The organism is Bradyrhizobium sp. Ce-3 (assembly GCF_022835695.1).
Lineage (GTDB): Bacteria > Pseudomonadota > Alphaproteobacteria > Rhizobiales > Xanthobacteraceae > Bradyrhizobium.
Window position 1 is genome coordinate 309,188 of the sequence record NZ_BQUV01000010.1, and the last position, 20,695, is coordinate 329,882.

Genomic DNA, 20,695 nt, shown 5'->3' on the forward strand with positions numbered 1-20,695 from the left:
ATGAAAATCCGCCTTGCCTTGCTCGCCACGCTGATCTTTTCAATCGCGTCGCCCACCCTGTCCGTCGCCGCCGGCGATCGCTTCGCGCTGGTCATCGGCAACGCCAAGTATCCCGATGCCGACGCGCCGCTGAAGGAGCCGGTCAACGACGCCCGCGACGTCGCCGACGAGCTCAAGCGCGACGGCTTCACGGTCGAGGTCGGCGAGAACCTGACCGGCGACGGCATGCGCCGCGCCTTCGACCGACTCTACGGCAAGATCAAGCCCGGCTCGGTCGCGCTGGTCTTCTTCTCCGGTTACGGCATCCAGTCGAACCGGCAGAGCTACATGATCCCGATCGATGCCCAGATCTGGGCCGAGGCCGACGTTCGCCGCGACGGCTTCAGCCTCGAAACCGTGCTCGGCGAGATCAACAGCCGCGGCGCCGGGGTCAAGATCGCCCTGATCGACGCCTCCAGGCGCAACCCGTTCGAGCGCCGCTTCCGCAGCTTCTCGGCCGGCCTCGCCCCGGTGATCGCACCCAATGGCACGCTGGTGATGTATTCGGCCGCGCTGTCGTCGGTCGTCTCCGACAATGGCAGCGACCGCAGCCTGTTCGTGCGGGAACTCCTGAAGGAAATCCGCACCCCCGATTTGATGGCGGAGGAAACGCTGAACCGCACCCGCGTCGGCGTGACCCGGGCCTCGCGGCAGGAACAGGTGCCGTGGATCTCGTCATCGCTGGCCGAGGATTTCTCGTTCATTCCAGCCGGTGCAGCGTCGAACGCAGCGCCGGCGCCCGCCGCATCGCCGTCGACCGAAGTGGCAACGGCCCCGCCGGTCGCGCCGCCGCCGGCGCCGCCCGCAGCAACGCCGGCTCCGCCCGCGGCGACCCCGACGGCACCAGCGGCAACCGCGCCGACCCCACCGCCTGCGCCGCCAAAGCCGCCCGTTGCGACAGCACCGGCGGCACCGCCGCCTGCGCCAAAGGGCCCGGAGGTCGCACTGCCGCCGCCCGCGGCTCCGCCGCCAGTCGTGATCCAGCCGACGCCGGCCCCGAGCAATTCGCCCGTGCTGGCCGACGATCCGACGATCAAGAGCCTGAGCGACAGGCTCGACAAGAACCCCGATGACGCGGCTGCGCTGTATCGCCGCGGCCAGGTCTATGCCAGCAAGGGGGCCTACGACCTCGCGGTGAAGGACTTCAGCAATTCGCTGCGGCTGAACCCGAAGGACGTCGAGGCCTATAACAACCGCTGCTGGGTCCGCACCGTGATCGGCGACCTGCAGGCGGCGCTGAAGGACTGCAACGAGGCGCTGCGGCTGCGCCCGAATTTCGTCGATGCGCTCGACAGCCGCGGCCTGATGAACCTGAAGGGCGGGCAGAACAAGAACGCCATCGCCGATTTCGACGCCGCGCTGAAGATCAACCCGCGGCTGACCTCGTCGCTGTACGGGCGCGGCCTCGCCAAGAAGCGCAACGGCGCGGTCGCGGAAGGCGATCTCGACATCGCCAACGCCAAGGCGATGGACCCGAATATCGTCAAGGAATTCGCCGACTACGGCGTGCATTGACCATGCACCGAGACCGCTCGGCGGCTCGAACCGCCGATGGAATTGCGCGACTAATCAGAGGGTGCGTGCCGGGCACCGATGCCGGCAATCTCAACAGTTGCATGGAACCGCGCCAGCCTGCGCAGGAGGGACCGAAATGTTCAAGCCGTCGGCGAAGGCCGCGATCCTTTCAATCCTGAGCATCGGCGCCGCGCTGTTATCAGGCATGGCGGCCGCCCGCGCCGGTGACGTCACCGAGGATCAGATCATCAAGGCGCTGACGCCCGAGAAGAAGCCGCTGACCCGCGGCCTGTCGGTCGGCCCGCAGGCCGCGCCCGGGCTGAACGCCGACCAGGCCAAGTTCGTGCAGAGCATCCGTGGCCGCGCCACCCGCTCGCTGTCGTCGGCCGAGCGCGAGGAGATCGCGACCATCGTCCAGGACAAGCCGAAGATCGATCTCGAGATCAATTTCGACTACAACTCCGCCGACATCAGCACGAAGTCGCTGCCGTCGGTGCAGGCGCTGGGCCGCGCCTTGACCAATCAGGACCTGAAGGGCTCGACCTTCGTGGTCGCCGGCCACACCGACGCGGCCGGCGGCGAGGACTACAATCAGGGCCTTTCGGAGCGCCGCGCCGACGCCATCAAGCGCTATCTGGTCGACAAATATGGCATCAACGGCACCGATCTCGTCACCGTCGGCTATGGCAAGAGCAAGCTGAAGGACCCGAGCCATCCGATGGCGGACGTGAACCGCCGCGTCCAGGTCGTGAACGTGGAAAACAAGGACACCGCCGCCAAGTGAACTGCGCCAAGTGAACTGCGCCAAATGAACTGGGCGTGATGGGCGGTGGCGTGGCCCCTTTTTGAGGTTACAATGCGTCCCGCACCCCGGCGGGGCGCATTTGCTTGAGGGCTGCAGCCCGAAGCGGCCCACCCGTGACCCGCCTCACATGACATCTGGGCACGATCCGGAACAATGGACTCCGGCCCGGCCATACGACGGCGAGCGTGATGAGACTTCGACGAGCGCCGATGACACGCAAGATGACACCCAAAGTGACGCGCCAGGTGCTGGATTGACAAGTGCTGGATTGATCAGGCGATGAATTTTTCCCAATACCTCAAGCCTGCGCTCGGCACGGTGGTCTTCCTTGCGCTGGCGATCGCCTATTACGCGTTCGAGCACCGCTCCCATCCGGAGGAGAAGGAGACGCCCGGGCAGGCGCTGGTGGTGGTGACGAAGTCGACCAATGCCTGCTTCTCCGACATGGTCCGCGTCACCGGCTTCATCGTGCCGCGCCGCGAGGCGCAGGTGAATGTCGACCAGGACGGCTCCAAGGTCACCGACGTGCTGGTCCGCGAGGGCGATACCGTGACCGAGGGCCAGGAGCTGGCGCGGCTGACCCCGCCGCCGCAGCAGGCCGCGCAAGCCAACGCCAAGCCGCTCGTGCTGCGCGCACCGGCGGCCGGCCTCGTCACCGAGGTGCGCACCGCGCCCGGTGCGCCGGCCTCGCCGCAGGCGCCGCCGATGTTCAAGATCTCGATCAACAACGAGATCGAGCTCGACGCCGAGGTGCCGGGCTTCCAGCTCCTCAAGCTCAATCCCGGCGCCAATGTGCGGATCAGCCGCGACGATGCGCCCGACATGGTCGGCAAGGTGCGCCAGATCTCGCCGCAGATCGACCGCACCACCCAGCTCGGGCATGTCCGCATCACCATCAACAACAATCCGACGCTCAAGGTCGGCATGTTCGCCCGCGCCAATATCGACGCCAAGCGCTCCTGCGGCGTCGCCGTGCCGCGCACCGCGATCGATCGCCTGACCCTGCAGGTCGTGAAGGGCAACACCGTCGAGACCCGCCGGGTGCGCGTCGGGCTGACCTCCGACACCTCGACTGAAATCCTTGAAGGCCTCGACGTCGGCGAAATCGTCGTGGCCGATGCTGGCACCTCGCTGCACGACGGCGACCAGATCAAGACCATGTTCGCCGACGAACTCGATCGCACGCGATCACGCTAATTCGGATACGCTAATGGCTTTGAACATCTCGGCATGGTCGATCCGGAACCCGCTTCCCTCGATCGTCTTCTCGATCATCCTGCTGGTGCTGGGCTGGGTCTCCTTCACCAAGCTCGCGGTGACGCGGCTGCCGAGCGCCGACATTCCGGTGATCTCGGTCGCGGTCTCGCAATTCGGCGCCGCGCCGTCGGAGCTTGAATCGCAGGTCACCAAGACGATCGAGGACGGCGTCTCCGGCGTCGAGGGCGTGCGCCACATCTCCTCCTCGATCACCGACGGCCTGTCGGTGACCACGATCCAGTTCGCGCTGGAGACCAACACCGACCGCGCGCTCAACGACGTCAAGGACGCGGTGACGCGGGTGCGCGCCAACCTGCCGCAGAACGTCACCGAGCCGTTGATCCAGCGCGTCGACGTGATCGGCCTGCCGATCGTGACATATGCGGCGATCTCGCCCGGCAAGACGCCGGAGCAGCTGTCTTACTTCGTCGACGACGTGGTCAAGCGCGCGCTGCAGGGCGTCCGCGGCGTCGCCCAGGTCGAGCGCATCGGCGGTGTCGAGCGCGAGATCCTGGTCTCGCTCGATCCCGACAAGCTGCAGGCGGTGGGGCTGACCGCGGTCAATGTCAGCCAGATCCTGCGCGGCACCAATGTCGACGTCGCCGGCGGCCGCGCCGAGATCGGCAAGAACGACCAGGCGATCCGGACGCTGGCCGGCGCCAAGACGCTGAACGAGCTTGCCGGCACCATGATTCCGCTGTTCGGCGGCGGCGAGATCCGGCTCGACGATCTCGGCACCGTCACCGACACCATCGCCGACCGCCGCACCTTCGCCCGCTTCAACGGCGAGCCTGTCGTGGCGCTCGGCATCAAGCGCTCCAAGGGCGCCAGCGACGTCGTGGTCGCCGCCGCGGTGCAGAAGCGGATCGACGCGCTGAAGGTGGCCTATCCCGACGTCGATCTGAAGCTGATCGACACCTCGGTCGAGTTCACCAAGGGCAATTACGAGGCCGCGATATCGACCCTGTTCGAGGGCGCGATCCTCGCCGTCATCATCGTGCTGCTGTTCCTGCGCGACATCCGCGCCACCATCATCGCCGCGGTCTCGCTGCCGCTGTCGATCTTCCCGGCGTTCTGGGCGATGGACCTGCTCGGCTTCTCGCTCAATCTGGTCTCGTTCCTCGCCATCACGCTGTCGACCGGTATCCTCGTCGACGACGCCATCGTCGAGATCGAGAACATCGTCCGCCACATGCGGATGGGCAAGACGCCCTATCGTGCGGCCCTCGAAGCCGCCGACGAGATCGGCCTTGCGGTGATCGCGATCTCGCTCACCATCATCGCGATCTTCGCGCCGGCGAGCTTCATGTCCGGGATTGCCGGACAGTTCTTCAAGCAATTCGGCATCACCGTGTCGGTGCAGGTGTTCTTCTCGCTGCTCGCCGCGCGCTTCGTGACGCCGATGCTGGCGGCCTATTTCCTCAAGCACCATGACCACGATGACCCGCCGCCCGGCCGCATCCTGCGCGGCTATCACAGCCTGGTCACCTGGTCGGTGAGGCATCACTACGTCACCGTGCTGGTCGGCTTTGCGGTGTTCGCCGCGTCGATCTGGAGCATCACGCTGCTGCCGCAGGGCTTCCTGCCGGCGCAGGACACCGCGCGCTCGCTGCTCGCGATGGAGCTGCCGCCCGGCTCGCAGCTCGCCTACACCGAGAAGGTCACCGAGGAGATCGTGGCGCGGCTGCGCAAGCGGCCCGAGGTGCGCAGCGTGTTCGTCGACGGCGGCCGCGTGCCGCCGGGCATCCAGGAGGTGCGCCGCGCCGCGCTGATCATCAACTACACGCCGAAGGCCGACCGCAAGATCACCCAGCGCGAGCTCGAGCTGTCGATCGGCAAGGACCTCGATAACGTCCCGGACATCAGGTTCTGGTTCCTCGACGAGAACGGCCTGCGCGCGATCTCGCTGGTGGTCACGGGCACCGACAGCAACATCGTCAACAACGTCGCTAGCGAGCTGGCGACGCAGATGAAGCGGATCCCGCTCATCGCCAACGTGATCTCGGAGACCGCGCTCGACCGGCCCGAGCTGCGGATCCGGCCGCGCGCCGAGCTCGCGGCACGGCTCGGCGTCTCCACCGAAAGCCTGTCGCAGACCATCCGCGTCGCCACCATCGGCGACGTCGGCCCGGCGCTGGCCAAGTTCGACGCCGGCGACCGCCAGGTGCCGATCCGCGTCCAGCTCGAGGACAACGCGCGCAGCGACCTGCAGATGCTGGAGCAATTGCGCGTGCCGCTCGGCCAGCGCGGCGAACGCGGCGGCGTGCCGCTCTCCGTCGTCGCCGACATCCAGCTCGACCAGGGCCCGACCAGCATCAACCGCTATGACCGCGAGCGGCAGGCCACCGTCGCCGCCGACCTCGTCGGCAATGCCGCGCTCGGCGACGCCACCAAGCTGATCTACGACCTGCCGGTGATGAAGAGCCTGCCCAAGGGCGTCAAGGTCAGCCCGTCCGGCGACGCCGAGAGCCTCGCCGAGCTGTCCGACGGCTTCGCCACCGCGATCACCGCCGGCCTGATGATGGTCTATGCCGTGCTGGTGCTGTTGTTCGGCACCTTCCTGCAGCCGATCACCATCCTGTTCTCGCTGCCGCTCTCGATCGGCGGCGCGATCGGCGCGCTGCTCTTGACCGGCAAGCAGCTCACCACGCCGGTGTGGATCGGCATCCTGATGCTGATGGGCATCGTCACCAAGAACGCCATCATGCTGGTGGAGTTCGCGGTGGAGGCGATCCGCGACGGCAAGGCGCGCGAGGAGGCGATGATCGACGCCGGCATGAAGCGCGCGCGCCCGATCGTGATGACCACGATCGCGATGGCCGCCGGCATGATGCCGTCGGCGCTGGCGTTCGGCGCCGGCGGCGAATTCCGCTCGCCGATGGCGCTCGCGGTGATCGGCGGCCTGATCTTCTCGACCGTGCTGTCGCTGGTGTTCGTGCCGGCGATGTTCATGGTGATGGACGACATCGGCAGCCTGATCTGGCGTTTCAGCAAGCGCCTCGTGGTCTCGCACGCCGACCACGAACTCACCCCGAGTTCCCCTGAGGCGGACAAGGCCAACAAGCCGCCGGGCCCGCCGAACATGATCTCGCCGGCGGCCGAATGAGGCTGCCTCGCAGGGGCGCATCGCCAAAATATCGAAAACAACCCCATGCACAGTAGCCGGCGGGCGCCGGCGGCCGACACGGAACTTGACACGTCGGGCAACTCAGGGGTACTGTTCTATTATTCCGAAATCATGCAGACACTCTCCGCTTGCCCGGTGTCGTCACCACGCAGGCGGGTGATCCAGCATTCCAGAGACGGCAGTGCTTGAGCCGAGGGGCCGCGGCGTGCTGGATCGCCCGGTCGGAGCCGGGCGATGACAGCGGTGGACGGGAGAGGGTGAACCGGTCCGCTGCAGGACCGATTCAATCCCGCTTGATTAGGTTCAATACAGCCGCGTGCGATACGCCTCTTCCATCGCTTTCTCGGCGACCTCGACTTCGACGGCGGCGGTCTGCTCGGCGATGATCCGGCCCAGCGTCGGGAAACTGTGGCGCTCGACCTGCGCCGCCGGGTTCCACAGCTTCGAGCGCATCAGCGCCTTGCCGCAATGGAAGTAGGTTTCATCGACATGCACCTTCAGCCCGATGACCGGCGTGACGTTCTGCACCGTCAGCGGTGTCAGCAGATCAGGCTCCTGCGAAATCTCCGCCCGCCCGTTGATGCGCAGCGTCTCGTTGATGCCCGGCACCATGAAGATCAGGCCAACTCCCGGCGAAGCCAGGATATTGCCGAACGTATCGACGCGGTTATTGCCGCGGCGATCCGGGATCAGCAGCGTGTTGTCGTCGATCACGGAGACGAAGCCCGGCGCATCGCCGCGCGGGCTGGCGTCGGCATGGCCCTTGCCGTCGCTGGAGGCGATCACGAGGAACGGCGACAGCGCGATGAAGTCACGGCAGAATTTGTCGAGATGGTTGAGCACCTTCTTCTCGGCAAGCGGGCTCACCTGGCCGAAATGCCCGCGAAGATCTTCCTGCGACTTGACCGGCGGCTTGGCGCCTGCGCTCTGATTGCCCATAGCGAACTCCCTTTGTGGCCGGTCTATACCACGTCAGGACAGGAATTGATGCCGGCGGGAGGGGTGCGGATTCGCCGCGGCGGCAAGCTTCTGCGGCGGTCAGCAACGCAAAACCCCTGCGGTCAACGGGAATGACCGCAGGGGTTTGCAGGTGGATGGCGTGAGGCCAGCAAGGCTGGGTGTCACCCCAAGGACCCGCGGAGCTATTGAACGCGAGCCCGGCCTGTTCCGGCAAGCAAGTCTTTTAGGCATCGCCGCATCGGCATCCGCAAGACGCGCGAGAGATGCCAATCCTCGCGCGCGCGTTGCAGCGGTGGTGTCTAGTCGTTGCGTGCGACCGCCGTCAGCTTGGTCATGTTGTGCAGCATGATCCGGCCGCGCTGCAGATCGACGATGCCGTCCTTGCGCCAGGTCTGCAGCTGCCGGTTGACGCTTTCGCGAGCGGCGCCGACGAAGATGCCGAGCTGTTCCTGCGAGATGTGCACCTCGGAACCGAAATCCTCGGCCAGCGCGCACAGCCGGCGGGCGAGGCGGACCGGCAACGGCTGCAGCACGGATTCCTCCATCCGCTCGCTCTGCCAGCGGATGCGCTGGCACAGCAACGCGATCAGCCTGACCGCGACCTTGGGCTCGCGCTCGAGGAAGCCGAGGAAGTCCTCGCGCCGCAAGACAAACAATTCGGTGGGTTCGCCGGCGGTCGCATCCGCGGTGCGATCCTGACCATCGAGCACGGCGACTTCGCCGAACAGATCGCCGGGCCCCATGAAGTTCAGCGTGAGCCGGCTGCCGTCGGAGGCACCGGTTTCGATGCGCATCTGGCCGCGGCGGACCCCAAACAGGGCATCGCCGGGATCGCCTTTCTGGAACAACACCTCGCCGGGCGCGAGCTGATGGGTGTGGCAGAGGCCCGAAAGCCGCTGCAACTCGTCCGCACCGAGATCGGCGAACATCGGATTCATCTTCAGAATGACCGCAAATTCGGCCTGTTTGCTCATTGTACTGCCTTCCAAATCCATCCGAGCGGTCCCCTGACGCCCGGTTAGCAAAAATCACCCTCATAAGAGTGTGTGAGAGGTCACATAAGTTCATGCTGGTAACGGATTATTTTTCACCTCATTGGAGCGAGGTCCCGTTTGCGGGATAATCGCGTGCGATCGGCCGTGTCTTGCCGCGGCGGAACCCTGTCTGCCCGGCCTGGAATATCGACATGAGAGCACTGAAATTCGCCGGGGCCGCCATTGCTGCCGTGATCGTGATCATCGCGCTGGTGGCCGTGATCGGGATCCCGACGTCCTTCCTCACATCCGCGATCACCGAGCGTGTCGAGCGCGAGACCGGCTACAAGCTGACCATCAATGGCGGCGCCAAGGTTGGGCTCTGGCCGACGGTCAATCTGACACTGAGCGATGTCGTGTTGCAGGACCCGCGGGAGCGCGAGGCCAACAACAGGTTCGCCGCCAGCAGCGTCGAGGCCGAGATGACGCTGTCGAGCCTGTGGTCAGGCCGGCCCGACATCACCGACCTCGTGATCGTGAAGCCGGTGATCAACCTGCCGCTGCAACGCGAGCGCACCCGCGACCATAATCCGCCGGCGAAGTCGTCCGCCTCGGACAATGGCGGCATCACCATCCGGCATGTCAGCGTCACCGGCGGCACCATCGTGTTCTCCAATGTGCGCGACCGGGTCGAGAACCGGATCGAGACGCTGAACGCCGACGCGACCATCGGCGACGACCGCAAGATCCTCGTCACCGGTAATGCGCGCACGGGCGACAAGCCGCTGAAGTTCGAGATCCGCGCCGCCGCGCCGCAGGCGCCGCTCGAACGGCAGAGCGTGCCGGCCGAATTCAACATCGATGCGCCGGGCCTGTTGCCCGCCGCGATCAAGGCGAATGCGGAAGTGCGCCTCAACGGCACAGTGGTGATGTTCAACGGCGTGTCCGGCACGCTCGGCGATGGCGGCTTCACCGGCTGGGCCTCGGTCGACTTCGCCAGCAACAAGCCGCTCGTGAAGCTCGATCTCGACTTCCAGCGGATTTCGATCGCGATGCCCTCAAGCCAGTCCGGCACCACACAGCCGCTCGGCACCAATAGCTGGAGCAACGCGTCGATCGATCTGGGCGGGCTCAACTATGTCGACGCGCAGACGCGCATCTCAGCGGCGGAGCTCGTGATCGGCGACGGCCGCTTCGCGCAGGCGGCGATCGATGCCTCGATCGACAGCGGCGTGCTGAAGGGGAGGCTCGGCAATCTCGGCGCCTATGAGGGCACCGCCAATGGCGACGTCACGATCGATGCGAGAACCGCCACTCCGACCTACGCGCTGCGGCTCGATCTCGCCGGCGTGCGTGCGCTGCCGGTGCTGAGAAGCCTCGCCGAATTCGACAAGCTCGACGGCAAGATGCAGGCGAAGATCGCGCTGACCTCGCAGGGCAACAGCGCGCGCGCGATCGTCGGCAATCTCGGCGGCACCGCCTTCGTCGTGTTCCAGGACGGCAAGATCCTCGGCCTCAACGTCGCGCAGATGATCCGCAACCTCACCACCAGCACCTTGTCGGGCTGGCAGGAGAGCCAGGAGTTGTCGACCGATCTCAGCCAGCTCTCGGCCTCGTTCAAGGTCGACAAGGGCCAGGCCGTCACCACCGATCTCAACCTGATCGGACCGCTGGTGAAGATGACCGGGGTCGGCACCATCGACCTCAACACCCGCCAGATCGGGTTCCGGGTCGAGCCGCAGCTCGTGATGACCACCGAAGGCCAGGGCCGCGCCGGCAATCCGGTCGGACTCGGCATCCCCGTGATGCTCGAAGGCCCCTGGGTGAGCCCGCGGATCTATCCGGAGATGCAGGGCATCCTCGACAACCCACAGGCCGCCTATGCCAAGCTCAAGGAGATGGGCAAGGGCCTGTTCGGCGCGAACGGCCAGGGTCTGAGCCAGAGCCTGAATGGGCTGACCAACCTGCTCAACGGCGCGCCAGGCGGTGGAACCGGTGCGCAGCCCGGCACGGGCCAGCCTCCGGGCGGCACGGGTCAGAACCCGCTCGGCGGCCAGCTCGGCGACACCATCGGGAACCTGCTGCAGCAGGGCCTTTCCACGCTGAACCAGGGCAACGCCTCCCGCCCGAGCCGCGGCCTGGCCAAGCCCGAGGCGGACGCGCCGCCGGCCGCCGATCAAACCCCGCCGCCGTCCCCACCACCCGGCGACACCGCCGAGCAGCCCGACAGTCCGGCTATGAAGGACGTGCTGCGGCAGCTGTTCAATCGCTGATATTCCCGGATATCCCCCGCCATTATCCGGGGCTAACCATGCGGCCCGAGGGGCCGCCTCGCCCTGCCGATCCGTGCTAAACAGCAGCAGATACAGGCGCGCACCCGACGGATTGGAGGGGACGGACGAGGCTGGATGAACGGGGCTGCGGACAAGGGCAAGAACTGGTTCCTGCGCGGCGGCCTGTTCGCCAAATACGTCCTCGCGCTGGTCGGCCTCGTCGTGTTCGTGCTCGCGGTCAACGGCGCGCTCGAGACCTGGATCAGCTATCGCGGCATCAAGAGCACGCTCACGGACGCGATGAGCGAGAAGGCGGACGCCACCGCCAAGCACATCGAGCAATCGATCTCCGATCTCGAGCGCCAGATCTCCTGGGTGACCCGCGCCTCCTCCAACACCATCGAGCTGCGCCGCGCCGATTATGCCCAGCTGCTCGGCCAGGTGCCGGCGGTGAGCCAGCTCACCTTGATCAACGGCCAGGGCCATGAGGTGCTGCGGCTGTCGCGCCAGACCGTCACGGTGAACTCCAACACCGACCTCTCCCGCGACGTCAGATTCACCGAGACCATCTCGCGCGGCACCGCCTATGGGCCGGCGTATTTCCGCGACGAGCGGCCCTTCATGTCGATCGGCGAGCAGCATTCCGGCTTCAACGCCGGCGTCACCGTGGCCGAGATCGACCTGCGCTTCCTCAACGATTATTTCGGCGATTCCCAGGTCGGCCGTACCGCCTTCGCCTATGTCGTCGACGCCAAGGGCCGCGTGCTGGCGAGCTCGTCGAAGGGGCCCGAGACGGGTAAGGACCTCGCCGCGCTGCCGCAGGTCGCCGCGGTGCTGTCGTCGAGCGGCAGGCCGATCGGCTCCGGCAAAGATGTCGACGGCAACGCGGTGCTGACCACGACGACGCCGGCGCCGAATCTCGGCTGGCACGTGTTTGTCGAGCAGCCGACCTCGCAGGCGCTGTCGCCGATCCGCGACCAGCTGGTGCGTATTGCGCTTTTGATCGCGCTCGGCCTCGTGGTCGCGATCATCGCCGGCACGATTTTGGCGCGCCGCATGCTGGTGCCGATCACGGCATTGCGCACCGGTGCGCGGCGGCTCGGGGCCGGCGATTTCGGGCATCGCATCGAGGTGAAGACATCGGACGAGCTGGAGGAGCTCGCCGGGCAGTTCAACAGCATGGCCGGACAGCTCGCCGAGACCTATTCCGATCTCGAAGGCAAGGTGAAGGAGCGCACGCGTGACCTCGCGCAATCGATCAACGAGCTGAAGGTGCTGGAAGAGGTCGGCCGCGCGGTGGCGTCCTCGCTCGATCTCAACGCGGTGCTGCCGACGGTCGCGGCCCGCGCGCTCGAGATCACCCACGCCGATGCCGTGCTGATCTATGGCTATGACGCCGCGCAGCGCAGCTTCACCCTGACGCAATCGATCGGCATCGACGCCGCCGCTGAGGGCGGTCACCGCGCGATCGATGCTGATAACAGCCCGCTCGGCGCGGCCGCGGCGAACGGCGAGCCGCTGGCGTTTCCTGATCTCACCGACCAGCCGGATCATCCCCTGCGCGATGTCGTGGTCGGCGCCGGCTTCCACTCGGTGCTTGTGGTGCCGCTGGTCGACCAGCAGGGCGTGCTCGGCGCGCTGGTGGTGCTGCGCAAGGCGGCCGGTGATTTTCCGCCCAACACGATCGGCCTGATGAAGACCTTCGCGCACCAGGCGGTGCTGGCGATGCGCAACGCGCGGCTGTTCACCGAGGTGGACCAGAAGAGCCATGCGCTGGAAGAAGCCAACACCACCGTGCGCGAGCAGGCCGACAAGCTGCGCGAGCAGACCGAGCAACTGAAAGACTGGAACAAGTCGCTGGAGCAGCGGGTCGAGACCCAGCTCGGCGAGCTCGAGCGGACCCGAAGGCTGGAGCGCTTCCTGGCGCCGCAGGTGGCGCAGCTGATCGCCTCGTCGGACAATCCCGAGGGCCTGCTCGACAGCCACCGCCGCGAGGTCACCGTGGTGTTCTGCGACCTGCGCGGCTTCACCGCCTTCACCGAGGCGACCGAGCCGGAAGAGGCGATGAACGTGCTGCGCGAATATCACGCCGCGCTCGGCAAACTGATCTTCAAATACGAAGGCACGCTCGACAAATATGCCGGCGACGGCGTGATGATCCTGTTCAACGCGCCGATCCAGCTCGAAGACCACACCGCGCGCGCGGTGAAGATGGCAGTCGAGATGCGCGACACGGTCGGCCCGCTGACCGAGAAGTGGCGCAACCGCGGACACAGTCTCGGCTTCGGCATCGGCATCGCCGTCGGCTATGCCACGCTCGGCCAGGTCGGCTTCGAGCAGCGGCTGGAATATGCCGCGATCGGCAGCGTCACCAACCTCGCCTCCCGCCTGTGCGGCGAAGCCAAGCCCAACCAGATCGTGGTCAGCCGCCGCGTCTACGGCATCGTCGAGCCCTGCGTCGAAGGCCGCGCCATCGACGACCTCGTGCTGAAGGGATTCAACCATCCGATCCTGGCCGCGGAGATTCTCAGCTGGAAGGGCGAGCCGTCAGCGGAGGCGGCGGCGGAGTAGGCCCCGCTCTCTCCTCTCGTCGTCCCGGCGCAGGCCGGGACGACATCGAATGTGCGGCCACGTTCTCGAGCGCCGACTGCCACGCGTCTCAAATCACCATCCAGTGAATCCGACTGCAGTCACGATCACGATCACGCCCTCCCGCACCGCTGCCAGGAATAACCCCGCCCCCACCGCGCTCGCGTCATGACGGGCGCGTGCGAACGCGCGCCCGGCGACAACAAGAACAAGCAGGATGGTCTGATGACGGGATTGGACGGGACGCCGGCTTCGGCGTCGGTGGTGGCGTTGCATTGCTCGCTGGGGTCGGGACGGCAATGGACCAAGCTTGCGGCGGCGCTCGGCTGCACGCCGTTCATGGCGCCGGATATTTCCGGCTATGGCGTCGCCGCCTGCGGACGCGACTGGCCGCGGACGCTGGATGGCGAGATCGCGCGGCTCGAGCCGTGGCTCGCCAAAGCCAACGGACCGCTGCATCTGATCGGGCATTCCTATGGCGGGGCGATCGCGTTTCGGCTGGCGACTGCATCACCTTATGCGCAGCGCGTTCGCAGCCTGACGCTGATCGAGCCCGTCTTACCCACCTTGCTGCGCGAGACGCCTGCCGATGCGCGGCTGTACGATCGCTTCGCGCGGATCGCGCAGGTGGTGTCGCAGGATATTTTCGACGGCGCGGTGCTGGAGGCGGTCGAGGCGTTCACCGCGTTCTGGGCCGGCTCCGGGCCGCGCGAGCAGTTCTCGCCGAGCGGACGGTTGCGGATGATCGAGCAGGCCGACAAGCTGCCTTACGATTTCAACGCCGCGCTCGATCTCGATGGGGTGGCGGCCGCCGCGTCCGCTTTGAAGGTGCCGACGCTGCTGGTGTCGGGCGGGCTGTCGCCCTATGTGACGCAGCGCATTGTCGCGAAGCTCGCCGCGCTGATCGATGGCGCCGAGCTGCGGCATCTGCCGGCGGCCGGCCACATGCTGCCCGTGACGCATGCCGACCGGGTCAATCCGGAAATCCTGCGGCACATCTGGCGCGCCGAGGAGCTGGCCAAGCTGGAGCTGGCGGCGGATGCCGAGACGGCGCAGCCGGCTGGCTCGGCCCGGCCGCATCTGGTATTCAGGAGGCCCTCATTTTGGGAATAGTTTGCCGATGATTTTGCCTCGCCTGCGCGCTGCCGCCCTCGCCGCCTCCGCGATGCTTCTGCTCGCGGCCGCTCCCGCACGCGCGGCGGGCGAAGCCGACACCGCGCCGAAAGGCGCGGCGGTGACGGTGCTGAAGGCCTCGAAATTCTGCTTCGGCAACATCGTCGAGGTCTCGGGCATCGTGCTGCCGCGCGACGAGCAGCAGATCCGGCCCGAGCGTTTCGGCCTGAAGGTGGCGGAGGTGATGGTCGATCCCGGCGACACCGTCACCGCGGGCCAGGTGCTGGCGAAGCTGACCGACGGCGCCAATGCCAGCAACGTCACGGCGCCGGTGGCGGGCACGATCTCGGCGTCGTCGGCGATCGTGGGCGCGCCGGCGTCAGGCAAGGATGCGCTGTTCTCGATCATCGCCAAGAGCGAATACGATCTGGTCGGCATGGTGCCGACCCGCGACATCGCCAAGCTGAAGACCGAGCAGACCGCGAAGCTGAAGATCATCGGCGCCGGCGATGTCGACGGCAAGGTGCGGCGGATCGCGCCGACCATCGAGCCGAACAGCCAGCTCGGCCAGGTGTTCGTGGCGATCGGCGGCAATCGCCGCCTGCTGGTGAATTCATCCGGCCGCGCCCAGATCAAGACCGGGCAGAGCTGCGGCGTCGCGGTGCCGCTGACCGCGATCCTCTATTCCACCGCCGGCACCGTGGTGCAGGTGGTGCGCGGCGGCCGCGTCGAGACCCGGCGGGTCGAGACCGGCTTGATGTCGGCGGGACAGGTCGAGATCCGCGACGGCATCCAGGAAGGCGACATCGTGGTGGCCCGCGCCGGCGCGCTGCTGCGTGAAGGCGATCCGGTGCGGCCGGTGGGCGCGAGCGCGGACGCGAAGTAGGCGGTGCCGTATCCACAGCGTCGTCCCGGCGAAGGAGCTGTGGTCTAACCGCCGAGCTTGATGTCTTCCAGCAGCGACGACGACACGCTCGGCACCTGCTCGCCTTCGCTCGCGCGGGAGATCGCGACGCGGGTCTTGTTGAAGGCGGTCTCGGCGCCGGCCTGGGCGTTGAGGTTGTTGATCAGCTCGGAGACCAGCACGCTGTTGGTGCCCTTGCTGTCGTCGGCGACCTTGCCAGGCGTCGCCGAGCTCAGCACGATGGTGTTTTCCGGCGGGCTGATCGGCGCGAGGCCGTGCGAGAACGCGCGGAAGCGGCGCTCATAGGGATTGCGGCGGGAGGCATCGAGCACGACGAGCTTGGCCTTGGCGCCGCGCTCCTTCATCGCATCGAGCACGGACTCGACGCTGACGCCGGTGCGCTTGACGTCGGCTTCCTTCCAGATCGTGGCGTCGACCGGGATCATGTAGCTCTCGCGGCCGACCTGCACGCCGTAGCCGCCGAAGAACAGCATCACGACGGTGTCGGGCCGGATCTTGGCCTTCATGCGCTCGACGGCGCGGAACATGTCGTCCTTGGTCGCATCCTCGACCACGTCGACGTCAAAACCCTCGCGCCGCAGCGACGACGACAAAGTGCGGGCATCGTTGATCGGCTGGGCCAGCGGCGCCGCGGCGTCCGGATAGTGGCCGTTGCCGATGATCAGCGCGAGACGGGAGGTGCCGGCCGGAATGCCGCCGGTCAGCCCGCTGGTCACCGCCTTGTCGCCACCCTTGACGACATCGAGAGTGCGCTTGTTGAGCGCTGCATGGGCACCAATCGCCAGCGACACCGTGCCGGCCACCGCCACGCAAACGGCGATGGTGCGACGGGAAATCTGAAGCTGCCTAAGGTTCATAGCGTTCCTAGTCCCAATCTCTATCCCGATGGCGCTCGAACGAAATCGCGCCAGTTAGTCGCGTCAGAAGCGGTCAGGTTTAATGGGGTTGAGGTGTGTGCCGTTGATTGATCTCAATTTGCGGCGCCGCAACAAACATTCCCTTAACCCGGACGGACGGCCGGGGCAACCCGGTTTGCGGCATGCTGCCGCCCGGCACAGGCCATTGACGCCGTTAAAATCCCGTTACGTGACCTCTGTCACATTTGTATTTTGTAGGGATTCATGTAGCTTTCCAAGGGCTTGCGGATTCGGGGAGGACCGGAGGAAACACCGCCGGGCGGCGGCGTTAACCGGTTCCGCGGGAAAGGGATGCCTTGAGCTTCTTGGGCCTTCACGAGATCGCAGGCGCGGTGTGCCGGTCGCTGACCGCCAAAAAGGATGGCCCGTCGCTTTACGAGGTCTGCGACCCCGTGCTGCAGGCCTATCGCGGCGGCGATGCCCACCTCGGAAAATTCTACCGGACCGCGCTCGGCAATCCGCCACTGCGCACGCTGCTCCGCCGCACCGGCCTGCCCGACCTGAAGGACCCCGACCGCCTCGCTGGCCTGCGTGCGGCATTGACCGCCGCGCGCGACCATGAGGCGCCGGACTGGGCCGCGATCGGAGCTCCCGTCGCCGCCCTGATGGACGGCACCGGCGTCCGCCACCCGGCCCCGCCGGCCGTACCTGCGCCAGGCCGCCCGCCGGCGATGGCCGAGATCGACCGCGTGATCCGGACCACCGGCGCGCATCTGCTTGGCTCGTTCGGCAGATGCGGCTTCATCCCGACCTACGCCGCGTTCAACCTGATCGGCGACCCTGACCTCGGCGGGCGCGAGCTGCTGATGGCGCTGACCGGGCTGAACGCCCGCGGCTACAAGAACTCGACCTTGCTGTTCGGCCTGGCGCGGATCTTCATCGCGCATTCGCCGGCGCGCACGCTGATCAACCCGCCGTGGCGCGGCATCGCCGAGCCGATGTGGGAGCCGGTGCAGATCCGCCACCGCTCGGCCTATTACGACGCCTTCTTCACCGAGGCGCTGCTCGGCTTCGTCGAGACCGGGCTTGCTGCGCCGGACCAGGCAAGCGCGGCGCGGCGCGCGATCGCCGAGATGGTCGAGTTCTGCCTCAAGACCAGCGCCGAGGAGGTGCCGTCGCATGACGGCTCCGTCGTGAAGGTCGTCACCGCGCTGGCGCCGGGGCGGCATCCGCGCTTCTCGCGCTTCTTCGCCCAGATCAAGCAGGACCTCGGCTTCGGCATCTACGTGCCCGACTGCGACACCACGGCGTGCGCGTTCTCGGCCGCCACGCAAGCCGGCGCCGACGATCCGATCCTCAAGCAGCCGCTGCTCGACTTCTACCGCGGCTACCAGGTGCGCGCAGGCGCCAACGAGCCCCGCGTCACCGTGCCGCTGAACGACAACATCGATTATGAGGGCGGCGTCGTCACCTGGATCGATAACCTCAAGGGCGAGCGGCCCTACGGCAACGACCTCGATCCGACGCTGAACCTCGACATCCTCGAGGTCTCGTTTCGCAACCTCGTCCGCTGGCAGATCCTCGAGACGCCGCAGCGGCTGGAGACGGTGCATCGCATCATCGCCTTCCAGAAGCATCTGGTCGAAAGCGGCGCGTTCAGGAATCCGCGCTCGCACATCTATTACCTGCCCGAGCTCTATTCGGCCTATTTCGGCCGCTGCTACGCGGCCTTCATCGCGCTGCCGCTGGCCGCGCAGCGCGTGATCGATCCCGGCAACGTGTTCGCGCTGATCCGCGCCCGCGTGCTCGGCTACGTCAAGGGCGAGCTGATCACCCATGAGATGAACCCGTTCGACGCCGCGCTCGCGCTGATGGCGCTGGCGCATCTTGGCGCCGAGGTCGCGAGCTTCACGCCGGCGCTGCACTGCATCGTGCAGGGCCTCGGCGAGGGCGGCCGCAAGGGGCCCTACAAGGCCTATGAATGGAATAAGATGAAGACGCCGACGCGGATCCTGGTCGGCGGACCCGAGGTGACGTCGGCGTTCGTGCTGATGGCCCTGGCGCTGGCGAAGCGACGAATGGCCGCGGTGTAGTTTCATAACCCGGACGGAAGTGCGTAGCCCGGATGGAGCGCAGCGCAATCCGGGGGCTGTCTTGCAACGGAAACGTTGTCCCCGGATTGCGCTTCGCTCCATCCGGGCTACGGGACTGGTTCACCCTCCCCTGGAGGGGGAGGGTCGTATCGCATCGCGCGAAGCAAGATGCGACACGGGGTGGGGTGATCTCTCCACACGGGCGCTGCTTCTGCGGAGAGACTGTCACCCCACCTCGGTCCGCATCGCGCTACGCTTCATGCGAACCTATCCCAGAGCGAGCTTCGCTCGTCTCGACCCCTCCAGGGGAGGATGACATCGCGGAGCGGGATGACGCGAAGTTGACACTGGCGGAAACACGACGCCACTGGCACGGTTGCCCAATTGACCGCACAATCCTTGCCGATCCTTTGGGCACTGACCACTGAACGCTAGAAGCTCTTTGAACGACAAGAACCTGGCCGGGAACGCCGATGCTCAAGACGCTGCTCACTGCTGGCCTGCTGCTGTCGCTGCCGACGCTCGCTGCCGCCGCCGACATCACCGGCGTGCCGAAGATCCGCGACGGCGACCAGCTGATGATCGGCAGCGTCAAGATCCGGCTCGGCGGCATCGACGCGCCGTCGACCGATCAGCTCTGCCTCAACACCAAGGGTGAGCGCTGGACCTGCGGCGTCGCCGCGCGCGACGAGCTGATCAAGCATGCCGGCAACAAGAGCTGGACCTGCCACGCCCGCTCGGTCGATCGCCGCGGCCGCACCATCGCGCGCTGCGAGGTCGACGGCGAGGACATCCAGAAGTGGATGGTCGCGAACGGCTGGGCGCTGGCCTATACCCGGATCTCGCATGACTACGAGGCGGACGAGAAGGCGGCGCGCGAAGCCAAGGCCGGGATGTGGCAGGGCGCGTTCATCGCGCCGTGGGACTGGCGCGTGCGCAACAAGAAGACCACCGTGCTCGGCGCCGTGAGGCCGCCGGAGGGCGCCAACTCGATCCTGCTCGCCTCGGCCTCCGGCCCGGTCGCGCCCTCGCCCGACTGCACCATCAAGGGCAACGTCAACCGCTCCGGCGAATGCATCTTTCATCAGCCGACCAGCCGCTGGTACGCCAAGATCGAGATGAAGATCTCGAAGGGCACGCGCTGGTTCTGCTCGGTCGAGGAAGCCGAGGCCGCCGGCTGCCGCGAGACGCGGCGTTAGGGCATGATCCGGAAAAGTGCGAAGCGGTTTTCCGAAAAGATCATGCCCAAACGGAGAGCTAGGGCGCGATGACAATTCAACCCAATCTCATCGCGCTTTAGGGCGCGCCACGCACTGATTCGGAAGCGTGTACCGTGACCGATGTCGAGATCGATCCGCCTTCCGCGCGCCGGCGCAGTCGCCTCCGGCAAGCGCAGATGCTGCTGCTGTTCGTGCTGGTCGTCTATCTGATCGCGGCCTATCTGGTGCTGCCGGCGCTGTGGACTCATTACGAGCATCAGAAGGGCCTCGCCAATCTGCCGATGGTGACGCGCACCGCGCAGGGCATTCCCGGCGATCCCTTGAATGTCGGGCTGATCGGCGACACCAAGGATGTGGTCTGCGCGATGCACGAGGCCGGCTGGTTTCCGGCCGATCCCGTGACGCTGAAATCCTCGATCGAAATCGTCGGCTCCGTGCTGCTCGATCGTCCCTACAAGGATGCGCCGGTGAGCAGCCTGTTCTATCTCGGCCGCCGCGAGGATCTCGCCTTCGAGCGGCCGGTCGGAACCAGCGCGGATCGCCGCAACCATGTCCGGTTCTGGCGGGTGCTCGACCAGGGCCAGGAGAAGCGCCCGGTATGGCTCGGCGCCGCGACGCTCGACCGCAGCGTCGGCATCAGCAGCTACACCGGCGCGGTAACCCATCACATCGCGGCCGATCTCGACGCCGAACGCGCGCTGCTCGCCAGTGACCTGGAATCCGCCGGCATGGTGACCGCGAAATATCAGGTCACCGGCATCGGCCCGACCTTCGACGGCCGCAATGGCGGCGGCGATCTCTACTACACCGACGGCGAAATCTGGGTGCTGCGGCTGGTCGAGGCCTGCGCCAGGAATCACGGCACCGTCGAGCAGATCCCGAGCCCCGCCGCGACCGAATTCAAGGACCAGATCTGGCGCGCAGTGGTCGAGACCATCGACAAATAAG

The 20,695-nt window shown here is 66.7% G+C and carries 14 protein-coding genes; 11 read left to right on the forward strand and 3 right to left on the reverse strand.

Going from position 1 to position 20,695, the window contains the following annotated elements; translation table 11 throughout:
* The 4 genes from BRSPCE3_RS30870 to BRSPCE3_RS30885 all read left to right on the forward strand — a co-directional run bounded on the left by BRSPCE3_RS30870 (window position 1) and on the right by BRSPCE3_RS30885 (window position 6,722).
* Window positions 1-1,554, forward strand: a complete 1,554-nt coding sequence (locus tag BRSPCE3_RS30870; protein ID WP_244070106.1) for a caspase family protein — start codon at window positions 1-3, stop codon at window positions 1,552-1,554.
* A 136-nt stretch (window positions 1,555-1,690) separates the two neighbouring features.
* Window positions 1,691-2,338, forward strand: a complete 648-nt coding sequence (locus BRSPCE3_RS30875) for an OmpA family protein (protein ID WP_244070107.1) — start codon at window positions 1,691-1,693, stop codon at window positions 2,336-2,338.
* A gap of 300 nt (window positions 2,339-2,638) precedes the next feature.
* Window positions 2,639-3,556 (forward strand): efflux RND transporter periplasmic adaptor subunit, encoded by a 918-nt coding sequence (locus BRSPCE3_RS30880; protein WP_244070108.1) that lies wholly within the window; start codon window positions 2,639-2,641, stop codon window positions 3,554-3,556.
* 13 nt (window positions 3,557-3,569) lie between these two features.
* Window positions 3,570-6,722, forward strand: coding sequence for an efflux RND transporter permease subunit (locus BRSPCE3_RS30885; protein WP_244070109.1), 3,153 nt, complete (start codon window positions 3,570-3,572; stop codon window positions 6,720-6,722).
* A gap of 324 nt (window positions 6,723-7,046) precedes the next feature.
* Here BRSPCE3_RS30885 and BRSPCE3_RS30890 read toward each other — a convergent pair whose 3' ends face one another.
* Both BRSPCE3_RS30890 and BRSPCE3_RS30895 read right to left on the reverse strand, forming a co-directional pair.
* Window positions 7,047-7,682, reverse strand: coding sequence for a pyridoxamine 5'-phosphate oxidase family protein (locus BRSPCE3_RS30890; protein WP_244070110.1), 636 nt, complete (start codon window positions 7,680-7,682; stop codon window positions 7,047-7,049).
* A 320-nt stretch (window positions 7,683-8,002) separates the two neighbouring features.
* Complete coding sequence (locus BRSPCE3_RS30895) at window positions 8,003-8,677, reverse strand: Crp/Fnr family transcriptional regulator (protein ID WP_244070111.1); 675 nt, start codon at window positions 8,675-8,677, stop codon at window positions 8,003-8,005.
* A 212-nt stretch (window positions 8,678-8,889) separates the two neighbouring features.
* Here BRSPCE3_RS30895 and BRSPCE3_RS30900 point away from each other — a divergent pair, with 212 nt between their 5' ends.
* The 4 genes from BRSPCE3_RS30900 to BRSPCE3_RS30915 all read left to right on the forward strand — a co-directional run bounded on the left by BRSPCE3_RS30900 (window position 8,890) and on the right by BRSPCE3_RS30915 (window position 15,538).
* A complete protein-coding gene (locus BRSPCE3_RS30900; protein WP_244070112.1) occupies window positions 8,890-10,950 on the forward strand; it encodes an AsmA family protein in 2,061 nt (686 codons plus the stop codon).
* A 135-nt stretch (window positions 10,951-11,085) separates the two neighbouring features.
* On the forward strand, window positions 11,086-13,521 hold the full coding sequence (locus BRSPCE3_RS30905; protein ID WP_244070113.1) for an adenylate/guanylate cyclase domain-containing protein: 2,436 nt from the start codon (window positions 11,086-11,088) through the stop codon (window positions 13,519-13,521).
* A gap of 243 nt (window positions 13,522-13,764) precedes the next feature.
* Window positions 13,765-14,652, forward strand: a complete 888-nt coding sequence (locus tag BRSPCE3_RS30910) for an alpha/beta fold hydrolase (protein ID WP_244070114.1) — start codon at window positions 13,765-13,767, stop codon at window positions 14,650-14,652.
* Window positions 14,653-14,659: 7 nt separating this feature from the next.
* Entirely contained in the window at window positions 14,660-15,538 is an 879-nt protein-coding gene (locus BRSPCE3_RS30915; RefSeq protein ID WP_244070115.1) for an efflux RND transporter periplasmic adaptor subunit, read from the forward strand.
* 44 nt (window positions 15,539-15,582) lie between these two features.
* On the opposite strand, the gene BRSPCE3_RS30920 is transcribed toward BRSPCE3_RS30915, so the two are convergent.
* On the reverse strand, window positions 15,583-16,434 hold the full coding sequence (locus BRSPCE3_RS30920) for a caspase family protein (RefSeq protein WP_244070116.1): 852 nt from the start codon (window positions 16,432-16,434) through the stop codon (window positions 15,583-15,585).
* Window positions 16,435-16,799: 365 nt separating this feature from the next.
* Here BRSPCE3_RS30920 and BRSPCE3_RS30925 point away from each other — a divergent pair, with 365 nt between their 5' ends.
* The 3 genes from BRSPCE3_RS30925 (at window position 16,800) to BRSPCE3_RS30935 (ending at window position 20,694) form a co-directional block, all read left to right on the forward strand.
* A complete protein-coding gene (locus tag BRSPCE3_RS30925) occupies window positions 16,800-18,527 on the forward strand; it encodes a hypothetical protein (RefSeq protein ID WP_244070147.1) in 1,728 nt (575 codons plus the stop codon).
* A 473-nt stretch (window positions 18,528-19,000) separates the two neighbouring features.
* Window positions 19,001-19,726 (forward strand): thermonuclease family protein, encoded by a 726-nt coding sequence (locus BRSPCE3_RS30930; RefSeq protein WP_244070117.1) that lies wholly within the window; start codon window positions 19,001-19,003, stop codon window positions 19,724-19,726.
* A gap of 134 nt (window positions 19,727-19,860) precedes the next feature.
* Entirely contained in the window at window positions 19,861-20,694 is an 834-nt protein-coding gene (locus BRSPCE3_RS30935; RefSeq protein WP_375709982.1) for an LssY C-terminal domain-containing protein, read from the forward strand.
* Window position 20,695 lies beyond the last annotated feature (1 nt).

What these genes read in the sequence shown, in the direction of transcription:
- BRSPCE3_RS30930 (WP_244070117.1), top strand. Translation starts at nt 19,001, where the DNA reads ATGCTCAAGACGCTGCTCACTGCTGGCCTGCTGCTGTCGCTGCCGACG.
- BRSPCE3_RS30900 (WP_244070112.1), top strand. Translation starts at nt 8,890, where the DNA reads ATGAGAGCACTGAAATTCGCCGGGGCCGCCATTGCTGCCGTGATCGTG.
- BRSPCE3_RS30910 (WP_244070114.1), top strand. Translation starts at nt 13,765, where the DNA reads ATGACGGGATTGGACGGGACGCCGGCTTCGGCGTCGGTGGTGGCGTTG.
- BRSPCE3_RS30915 (WP_244070115.1), top strand. Translation starts at nt 14,660, where the DNA reads ATGATTTTGCCTCGCCTGCGCGCTGCCGCCCTCGCCGCCTCCGCGATG.
- BRSPCE3_RS30885 (WP_244070109.1), top strand. Translation starts at nt 3,570, where the DNA reads ATGGCTTTGAACATCTCGGCATGGTCGATCCGGAACCCGCTTCCCTCG.
- BRSPCE3_RS30920 (WP_244070116.1), bottom strand. Translation starts at nt 16,434, where the DNA reads ATGAACCTTAGGCAGCTTCAGATTTCCCGTCGCACCATCGCCGTTTGC.
- BRSPCE3_RS30870 (WP_244070106.1), top strand. Translation starts at nt 1, where the DNA reads ATGAAAATCCGCCTTGCCTTGCTCGCCACGCTGATCTTTTCAATCGCG.
- BRSPCE3_RS30905 (WP_244070113.1), top strand. Translation starts at nt 11,086, where the DNA reads ATGAACGGGGCTGCGGACAAGGGCAAGAACTGGTTCCTGCGCGGCGGC.
- BRSPCE3_RS30880 (WP_244070108.1), top strand. Translation starts at nt 2,639, where the DNA reads ATGAATTTTTCCCAATACCTCAAGCCTGCGCTCGGCACGGTGGTCTTC.
- BRSPCE3_RS30890 (WP_244070110.1), bottom strand. Translation starts at nt 7,682, where the DNA reads ATGGGCAATCAGAGCGCAGGCGCCAAGCCGCCGGTCAAGTCGCAGGAA.
- BRSPCE3_RS30895 (WP_244070111.1), bottom strand. Translation starts at nt 8,677, where the DNA reads ATGAGCAAACAGGCCGAATTTGCGGTCATTCTGAAGATGAATCCGATG.
- BRSPCE3_RS30875 (WP_244070107.1), top strand. Translation starts at nt 1,691, where the DNA reads ATGTTCAAGCCGTCGGCGAAGGCCGCGATCCTTTCAATCCTGAGCATC.